This window comes from Bacteroides sp. CAG:189 (genome assembly GCF_000432295.1).
In the GTDB taxonomy this organism is placed as follows: Bacteria; Bacteroidota; Bacteroidia; order Bacteroidales; family Bacteroidaceae; genus Bacteroides; species Bacteroides salyersiae.
Genome location: NZ_HF991121.1, coordinates 230,460 through 240,340, shown reverse-complemented (window position 1 = coordinate 240,340; position 9,881 = coordinate 230,460). Strand labels below are relative to the sequence as shown.

Sequence of the window (9,881 nt, the reverse complement as noted above, 5' to 3'; positions counted from 1 at the left end):
AAAACTTCCACCGTACCAGAAGAGGGATCTATGTATTTCAAACTGTATTTTCCATCATCAACAAAGACAGAAATCTCTCCTGGAGATTGAGAATAAACGATAGCACCCGTATCAGATTTTACCAGTTTTTTATAAGTATCCGTATCAGTTTTTTCCACTTTCATCTTAGCAACATCGGATAAAAAGGTCTCATCATGTACAAAAATTGACGGACATGACCCTCCGGCCATCAACACAGCCCAAGCCATAGCCGGATAATTCTGAGCATAATAAGTAACAGCTTTATCAGGATATTTGGTACGGTATTCCTCTACTGCTTTATAAGCTTCGGAAAAAGTTATTTTTCCTGCTTTCATCTTACGCATATGCTGACGGGGAGCCATGTTTTTGCCACCGCCCGGAGCATAAATACCATCAGTTTTATAATGCCAGTAACGTATATCGATAATATCGACTACAGAGGCTCGTTTTGCATCAGTTAATATAGCATCCTGCACGTCTTTAGTAGTACTTAATGCAACTAAGGCATGCTTTCCCGTTTCCTTTTCCCATGCTGCTATTTCATCCAACCAAAACTGAACAAAATGAAGAGGTCCGGTAAACTCCGCACTAATCAATTGTACCACATTGCTGCAATCTGCAAAATTATCCAAGCATTTACGTATATACTGCCGATGCAATTCCCTTCTCACCGGATGATTTATATCATAAAACATCTCTGCCATAAAAATACGTTTGTCACCGGCAAAAGGTACGGGTTCCGGAAAATCAGTACGGTTAATATTGTTCGCAGTGCGCCATGGACAATCCACCCAATGTGCACCTGCCTCTAAAATATTGTGTTGGAAATAGTTTTCATGAAACAACAGCAGGCCTTCTTGTTCCGCTTTACCTGCAAACTCTTTCAAGCGCGCCCAATACCAAGCATTAGGTTGAGTTAAATCGTACTTACTCAATCCTTCCCAAGCTGTTCCCTGTCCACTGCGTTTGAACGGTTGCTCATAAAAGGGTCCCCAAACATCGCCGTTCAAGCGTCGAACACGTTCATGGTCGTCCCGACGCCGGTCATACCACAAACCATAATTATGATCAATCACCAGATAATTATTCACTTTCATATAGTTGATGACCGAATCAATACGATCAGTCACCCCTAAACCTTCACGTCCGGGAACAAAGCGAGTTATGTGTGGAAGAGATTTTGCTAAATAGCTGGTTCTGAGTTTTCCACTCCACCAAGGAACATCCAGTTTTTTGCCCACAAGTAATTCCCCCCCCATAACTAAACGGCCGTCAATAATCGATACCCGCTTTAATTCACGATTCAAGATATTATTTTTCTCCTCCGGATCAGTTATTTTTAATTCATCTATATTTTTTACCTGTACCACAGATATTAACTGTTCATCTACAGAAGCTTGTTCGATCCAATGCCTTAATGTCAATTTAGGAATGAAAGCCTTTTGTGCCAACTCCATAGCCAATTCTACAGTCGGGCTACTGGTCGCCTCCAATTCTTTAGGAAGGATTCTGGCACGAAGGGAACAATCTTTATTTAAACGTTCGTTTAACTGTGCATAAAAAAGGCTTCGGGGTTCTATATGATTGTTTGATTCAGCCCATTCACCGTCACCGGAAAATTGTGCCCAGCACCCATATGCTCTGTTTTTTGCATCTTCAGCAGGAGAAAAACATTCTATCCCGGCAGCTGTACATTGCCAGAACGTACTATTGGCCGTATTCCAACCGGCACCATTTTTATCCTGTCCCAGATTTTTGTACGACAAGTTATGACCGTCAATATTCACTATATCGAATAACAGTCCACATGCCCACGAATCGATAGAACCGCTAAAACCGAAAGACTCATAAGACTCGCATTGCACAAAGGCATTAGGTCCGGCTGCACAATATCCTGCCGAGAAATCATGTATTCCATGCTCAGAATAGCAACGCTGAAATAAGTTCAACTGACCCATTGTTAAAAATGTACATCTACGCATACCTCCTATTTCCGATACAGGTTGAGTAGAAATACAATCTTCCACCGTTATTTTAGACGAAGTAGGTTGCAAGATAACTGCACTACCGGAAAAATGTCTGAAAAAGAGCTTTCTAATCCAACAGTTTTCTGCATTTTCTACAGAAATACCTGTCCAACAATGATCTTCATCCTTCGGATATCTTTTATCATAATCTGAAATTAAGGTCATATTCTCAACTCCAACGTTCTCTATACGGCCTTTCCAAGTATAAGAAACCAACTTTGAATGAGCATATCGACTATCTAATGCCATACTAAGTGGAGAATCTATTTCTATTTTTCCATCAATCACTCCAGTAACCGTTCTATCCCACCAGATGTCGATATCACCCGGTTTCCAACCGAGTGCACTGATCCCACCACCATACTCGGTACAAGCTACCGAAGCGATCCACTCTTTGGTAGAAGGGCGTACAATCAGTACTCTGTCATCTTTTTTCAAAAGAGAACACCCGGAATTTACTTCCAACCATCGGTTATTCACTGGTACATAAGCGGACGAAATGTCAATTGTATCTACAAATGTCCGGTCATCGATCCCTTCTATATAAAGTAATGCTCCTCTATCTACCCCTTTTTTCAGTAAAACGGTTTCACGGGAATCCATTCCACGCAAAACGACTCCAGAAGTATGTAAATACAAATCATTCTCTAAAACAAACGTTCCCTTATCCAGTAATACAGCTCCTCTAAAACCTTCGACATCCGGCTTCAATGAAGATGCATAATCAATGGCCTTTTGGATTCGCAAAGAATTATCTCCCTCTTTCCAAGGAACAAAAACAACATTTTTCACTACAGGAATGTCTTGCCCGGAACTTTTATATCCGCAATAAGAGTAATCCAAAACTCTGTTCCCTCGCTCATCTATCAAATAATTAACTTTTCCATCTTTGATTTGCAAAGATGGATGTTGCGCAACTAACGATCCAAAGCAAATAAAGCCCAGCATCGTCAGGAATATTCTCTTGAAATTCTTCATTGGTTATAATTTGGTTTATACCCAAAAGACGATTAACAAAAGGGTTTGTACTTAACCGGTTGCACTTTTACGCACTTCATTTATATATTCACGAGGAGTCTGGTTGTATTTCTTACGGAAACATTTACTGTAATAACCCGAGTCCTTAAATCCTACCGCAAATGCGATCTCCGAAATGCTCATATTCGTATTCTTTATCAATTCAACCGATTTATTCAGACGAATCTCCTTTACCAAATCTACAGGTGCCAGTCCGATCAAACTTTTCAATTTCTTAAAGAATGCAGAACGACTTAAACCGATGGTTGTAGCAATCGCATCAATATTAAAATCACTATTATCCAGATTCTCTTCAATTATCTGATGAATCTTCTCTAAAAATTGCACATCCTTCTTTACCAGATATTGTTCATACCCACTTTCTTCCGCCTCAGTTGCGGTGTCATTCATCTGTTTCCAAAGACGTTCTTGAAACATTTGGCGATCATTCAGCAACTGTTCAATACGAGCAATCAAATACTCTTTGCTAAACGGTTTCGTTATATAAGCATTTGCCCCCAAGCTGATTGCTTTGGTTTTAGCTTCATCAGAACTTTTGGCAGTCAACATAATAACTGGGATATGACTAATCTGAAAATCCTTTCGTATACATGTCAACATTTCCATTCCGTCCATTTCCGGCATCATCTGATCAGTCACTACAATATCAGGGTGATATAAATGTACTTTTTTAAGTCCTTCTACTCCATTATGAGCTAAATAGACATTGTATTTATCTTCCAGTTGTAGTTTTATCAGATTTCCCAAATCCTTATTATCTTCCACCAATAATAAGCTGGGCAAAGAATTATCAACCGGTTCTTTCTCTATATTTTCTTCACTAATTGATGGAATATCAGCCCCTTCTACCTCGTCTCCACTATCGGTTCCTCCCAAATAAAAATCAACTTCCAGCTCTTTATAATGTTTCTTCCCTAACAAAAGCTGGATGATAAATGCCGCTCCGGAAGGTTGAAGGTTTTCTGCTTTAATTGTTCCATGATGTAGAGCTATTATTTCTTTTGATAGAGCTAAACCAATACCTGTACCTTGATAATAAGAGGTATGGGCATTTCCTCCTTGTGAGAAACGCTCGAATATCTCGGTCAACTTATTCTGTGGAATACCAATACCGGTATCTTCTACACGGATAAAACAAGAATGCTCACCCTCAGATACACCTGCTGAAATGAATATACTTCCACCAGACGGTGTAAACTTAAAAGCATTGGATATCACATTCCTTAAAACAATTTCCAATTTCTCTTTATCGCCCCATACCAAAATAGGTTCATCGGAAACAGAAAAAGAATAAGCGATCTCATTTTCCTCCGACAAGATCCGAAACTCTTTTTGAAAAGACTCCAGCATCTCATTCAGATTGATTTGAGAAACATGCAAACGCATTTTTCCATTCTGTATCTTTCTAAAGTCCAATATCTGATTTACCAAATTCAGCATTCGATTCGTATTCTTCTCCATTAGATCCACATATTGTATCCCCTTCGGAGTCAGATTTTCTTTCTCCTTCAATTCCTGAATAGGCCCTTTGATAAGAGTTAACGGTGTCCGAAGTTCATGCGAAATATTCGTAAAGAATTTTATCTTTAATTCCGATAATTTCTGTTCAATATAAACGTCATTCTTCATTCGAATCATCAAATAGGAAACCCGTATCACCACGATAAGAAGTGTAATACCTAAAACTGCGTAAATGCAATAAGCCCACCAACTTAACCACCAGGGAGGCAATATGCGTATAGCCAAAGTTGTCTCGTAGATTTGTTCCGGATTAGCTTCATCAACCGTTCTCACACGAAATACATATTTTCCCGGACGTACATTAGTATAGGAAGCGATCCGATTCCTACCATTATAGTGCCACTCCTTTTCATAACCTTCGAGCATGTACTTATAAGATATACGATTCTGATTAATGAAATTGAGAGCAGCAAATTCGATCGTAAACATAGATTGATCATAATTTAAGGTAATAGAATCAGCATATTTGACCGACTTCATCAAAGGGTTGTTTTTGAGATCCCTGATATCCTCATTAGAAACCTTAAAGTCTACTATATAAGTCCGGTTATTACAACTAAAAGTTTCCATTTTATTGGGCGAAAAGATCAAAATACCCTCTTTACATCCCACCCAAAGTTCACCGTTTTCAATTTTCAAAGCACTTCCTTCCTCCATTTGTACACTCAAAAAACCATCATATTTATCAAAGTTTCTAAAGTGTTCTGTCTGACGGTCAAAGCGCGAAAGTCCACTTTCAGTCGCAAACCACAAATTTTGGTCATTGTCTTCTACAATAGACATCACCACGTCATTGTTTAATCCATCCCGAATACCATAAGATTTAAATATAGGAGAGTGTGTTTCTTTATCATATTTCACCAACCGATTTACACCTCCACCAAATACACCCACCCAAATTTGATCGGTAGCATCTTTAAATAGAACATAAATATCATTATCAGCTACATTTGAACTGGCACTGTCCTTCCTATAAGTTTCAAATTCAATTTGTTCGGGATTGTCAAAATTTGAATCGAATGACATTAAGCCATCCATTGTACCTACCCATATGCGTCCCTCATTATCTTCAAGCATATTGCGGACTTCCATATACAAACCATAAGGAGGATACTTTCTCAATCCATTATGTTTATGGATAAATGTCACCCCATCCGCCTCTTCGCGAAGAAGATTCAATCCACCTCCTAACAATCCCACCCATATTCGCCCTTTACTATCCTGAAATGTGCAATACACATCGTTACTACTAATAGAAGACGGATTATTCGTATCACTTTTATAAGATATAAACCGTACTCCGTGAGGAGAATTTATATCAAATTCTGCTTTTATCAACCCGTTACCTTTCGTAGACAACCATAAATTGCCCTTATTATCTTCCATTATATGGTACACGTTTCCTAAAGAAAAAACTTGTTTGAGATGTCCATTACTATCAAGACGATACAGTTCTTGCCAACGGGTACCGACCCATATATCACCGTTACTGGCCTGAAATAGAGCTCTAATCCCCATCAGATCATCAGAAATTGCACGAGATGCTGAAAAAGTACGCAGGTCGAGTAAACGAAACTGTTTTTTCGGAAAATTCATTCGGTATACCCCCAATGTAGTAGAAGCGAGCCAAAGTACCCCATCCTCATCCAATAACTGATTTAAAAACAATTGATTTGGAAAATCATTCGAAAAAGGTTTCATCTGATTCAAACGATGCATTTCGAAAGAATCTCTATCAAAAACCAAAATTTCACCGGAAGGAGTCAAAAAGAAAACACCCTGTTCACCAGCATCCTGTACATTAAAATCGCAAATATTTCCTTCACGGGGAAACGAATAGTTCCGCTTGGACTTATTTAACGGATCATAATAAATCAAAGATTTTTCTCCTATGACAAACCAAACCTTATCATACCTATCGACAAAAGAATGAGTAATTCCCCCTTTCTCTATTCCCAAAGAAAGTTTATTTAATGATTTGTATCCAAGATTGTATTCATAAATTCCTTGTCCGTCAGTGCTTAGATAAACATTCCCTGCTTTTGTGACCAATATGTTTCGTATAGGAGAAGTTATACCAGGTAAAACATACTTATTAACCATCCCCGTCTGAGGATTGATGCAATATATTTCTCCATATTTATTACCTAACCACAACAAATGATCAGCATTGAAAGCACATGTAAAAGCATCTTTATCGGCAGTTAATATCTTTTTAGTGATAAAATCGGCAGGCTTCTCTTTCAATTCCTTTCCTTTATCATAAAATAAAATCTTATAATCCATCCCGATCCAGCTCAGATGCTGTTGGGTTTCACAAAAAAGATCATGCTTCAATCGCATATCATAAACATTGACATCCTGCCGTGAATCATGTAACAATTGAATCCCTATTTTACCATGAATATCGGTACAAGCAAGTAACAAACTTTTATCTTTCGTCAACAATAAGATTCTGCCATCTTCTGTTTTTTGAACTTTAATTACTTGGATGTTTTCCAAATAGTCTTTCATATCATCATACACGGCATGAAATGTTTCTCTCACCTTATCAAACACATACAACTTACGATCTACTGTCTTTATCCATAAATAACCGTTCTTATCTTCAACAATCCGTTGTATCTTTTTAGGAGGAATATCCGAATTTGACTCACCTTTATTGTTGTATGTTTTCACCTTCACCCCGTCAAAGCTGCAAAGGCCATACCAAGTACCGAACCAGATAAAACCATCTTTTCCTTTTACTGTACAATTCACAATATTATTCGGTAACCCCTGGTCCACTGTATAATGTTCTACTATCGCGTTAGGAACAGACCATACAGAGACGCAAATATTCAACCATATGAAGGTAAATAACAATATTTTTTTCATTCTTTGCATAGATTAACGAGGAAAATGGAATTCAAAGATAAAAATCTTTTTTTATTAAATCAATCCATATTTCCACATCATTTTTCAGAATTAACACCAAATTCGGTCTGTTGTTTCTCTACTTCCATTAGTAAATGCCGTTTTTCTTCTTCCGTCAAAACTGTTTTCCGGGTATTATTCACAGGATTCACGTTACTCTTAGGAACCATACGTTGCTCTATATAACACGAAGGAAGTTCCGGATCTACACTCTCAAATTCTATTTCAGCAGGAGTTGGTGCATGTGTTCCTTCAAACTGTACATGTGCTTTGATTCGAATCTTACCTGCTTTACTTGTTGAGCGTACCAACACAGGAGCTGTTCCGAATTCAACAGTTCGCGGGTTGGCATTTATAGACCTATCTCCTATGATTTCTCCTTCACCTTCTATCGTAAACACGATATTTTCTTTTGCCAAACGCCTCACATTTCCGTTATCATCCGTTACTTCGGCAATAACGACTACAAAATCAGACCCATCGGCCACTAAAGGTACCCCTTGAGAATCAATTCTTAAACGAAGTTTGGTTGAACGCCGGGAAGGCATTTTCTTTTGCGCACAAACTACTTTCCCGTTTATAATGCCTTCGGCCAATATATTTACTTTCTGCCACTTCTTTTGCACATAACTATAATCCCGTGCTTCCCAAAAGTTCCACACATTCTTAAACACAACCGGAGCATTCGGCATATGCCCTTTTGCATGAATTACCGGCAGAGTCCAACTTTTAGTTCCATCATAAACAGAAAGACGAACAGAATCGCAGTTGCTAAATACTACCACATCGGCATCTGAAAACTGCGACATTTCATGTGCTATATATACTACCGGACCACACTCCGCCAAAGGATGATTTAAATCGGGAGCCGTTTGACTACGATACATATGATAAGCATATTTAGGCTGACGGAAAGCATCGAATATACCTCCCCAATAAGGATCAGGGTGATAACCGCGTTGATGATCGAAAGGATGCCACTGTGCTCCACCTATAAACTTTCCGGTGGTACGATACATCTCGTCATAACTCTTGGCCAACGAGAGTGCCTGCACCAACAAGGGGCGTTCTCCCCAACTACGGCTGGCACGATTGTTGTTATTATGGGCATACCAGTCGTCTACATTCTCTCCGTATTCACGAGTAAATATGCATTGCTCAGGAGAATCCGTTTTCTCATCATCGCCAGGCCATCCATATACCACGTCATAATTTTCCTCTACACCGGCGGAATGTACATCTGCTGCAGCTACCGGACGTCCCGGATAAGGATATTCCTCTTTGGTTATTCGTAAAGCTTCCAACGCAAAATCCAACGGATAACGAGTCTCATTCAGAATAGGCTCCCACATTAATACACAAGCATGATTCCGGTCACGCCGGATCATCTGCCGGGTATTCTCATGTACCAAACGGGCAAACTCCGGTTCCTTATTCCAATATTGCCAACCCGGTGTCGCAACGATAACAAACATTCCCAATTCATCGCATGCATCCATAAATGAAGGGTCTTGCGGATAATGTGCGACACGGATAATCCGGCAACCGGCATCACGCAATTTTTTGGCATCCCGCCATTGACCGGAGTTCGGCAGAGCATTTCCGACATAAGCAAAATCCTGATGCCTATTGGCACCGATCAATTGCCCGAAAGGTTTTCCATTCAGCCAAAAACCTTCTTTCCCTTTAAATTCCGCTTTCCGAATACCGGCACGGGTAATTCCACCGTCCAACGTATTTTTGCCCTCCTTCACTCTCGATTCCACGCGATACAGATAAGGAGAATCGGGTGACCATAAATGCGGCTGACGGACCTCTATCTTTTGGTTGACAGTCTTCGACTGCCCGGCATCAAGATGTACCATAGCAACTACACGCTTTATCAATGTACCCGTTGCATCGACCAACGATGATTCTACCTCCACTTTTCTCTGCCGTTTACCGTTGTTTCGAACTTCGGTATCAATAAGAATATCAGCCTTTTTCTCACTAATGCGACCATAGTGAATAAACACTCCACCACCAGCCACTTTTCCGGCGTCCACTGCATCAGTTATAGATACATCAGATTTAGCAATCATCCACACATCCCGATAAATACCTCCATGATATGAAAAATCCAACGTATACTGACGTTTGCCCGGCGGGTAACTTTTATCATCGCTATTATCCGCCATCACTGCTATTAAGCAAGAATCGCCTGCCTGTATCCCATTCGCAGTCAAATCGATATTGAAAGGAAGATAACCTCCCAGATGTTCTTTTACCAAATGGCCGTTTAAATAGACTTTTTGTTTACCCATCACCGCTTCAAAATGGATAAAAACCTGTTTCCCACGAGTAGCAGCAGGAATTACA

General features: G+C 39.5%; 3 protein-coding genes. All 3 read right to left on the bottom strand.

Annotated elements, in window-relative coordinates; genetic code table 11:
- A partial coding sequence (locus QVP90_RS18050) for a DUF6298 domain-containing protein (protein ID WP_441293879.1) occupies positions 1 to 3,026 on the bottom strand: 3,026 nt, incomplete at its 3' end.
- Between the two features lie 51 nt (positions 3,027 to 3,077).
- Positions 3,078 to 7,484 carry a hybrid sensor histidine kinase/response regulator transcription factor gene (locus tag QVP90_RS18045; protein ID WP_021937194.1) on the bottom strand — a complete coding sequence of 1,469 codons (4,407 nt, stop codon included), beginning with the start codon at positions 7,482 to 7,484 and terminating at the stop codon, positions 3,078 to 3,080.
- 77 nt (positions 7,485 to 7,561) lie between these two features.
- A partial coding sequence (locus QVP90_RS18040) for a glycoside hydrolase family 2 protein (protein ID WP_288204905.1) occupies positions 7,562 to 9,881 on the bottom strand: 2,320 nt, incomplete at its 5' end.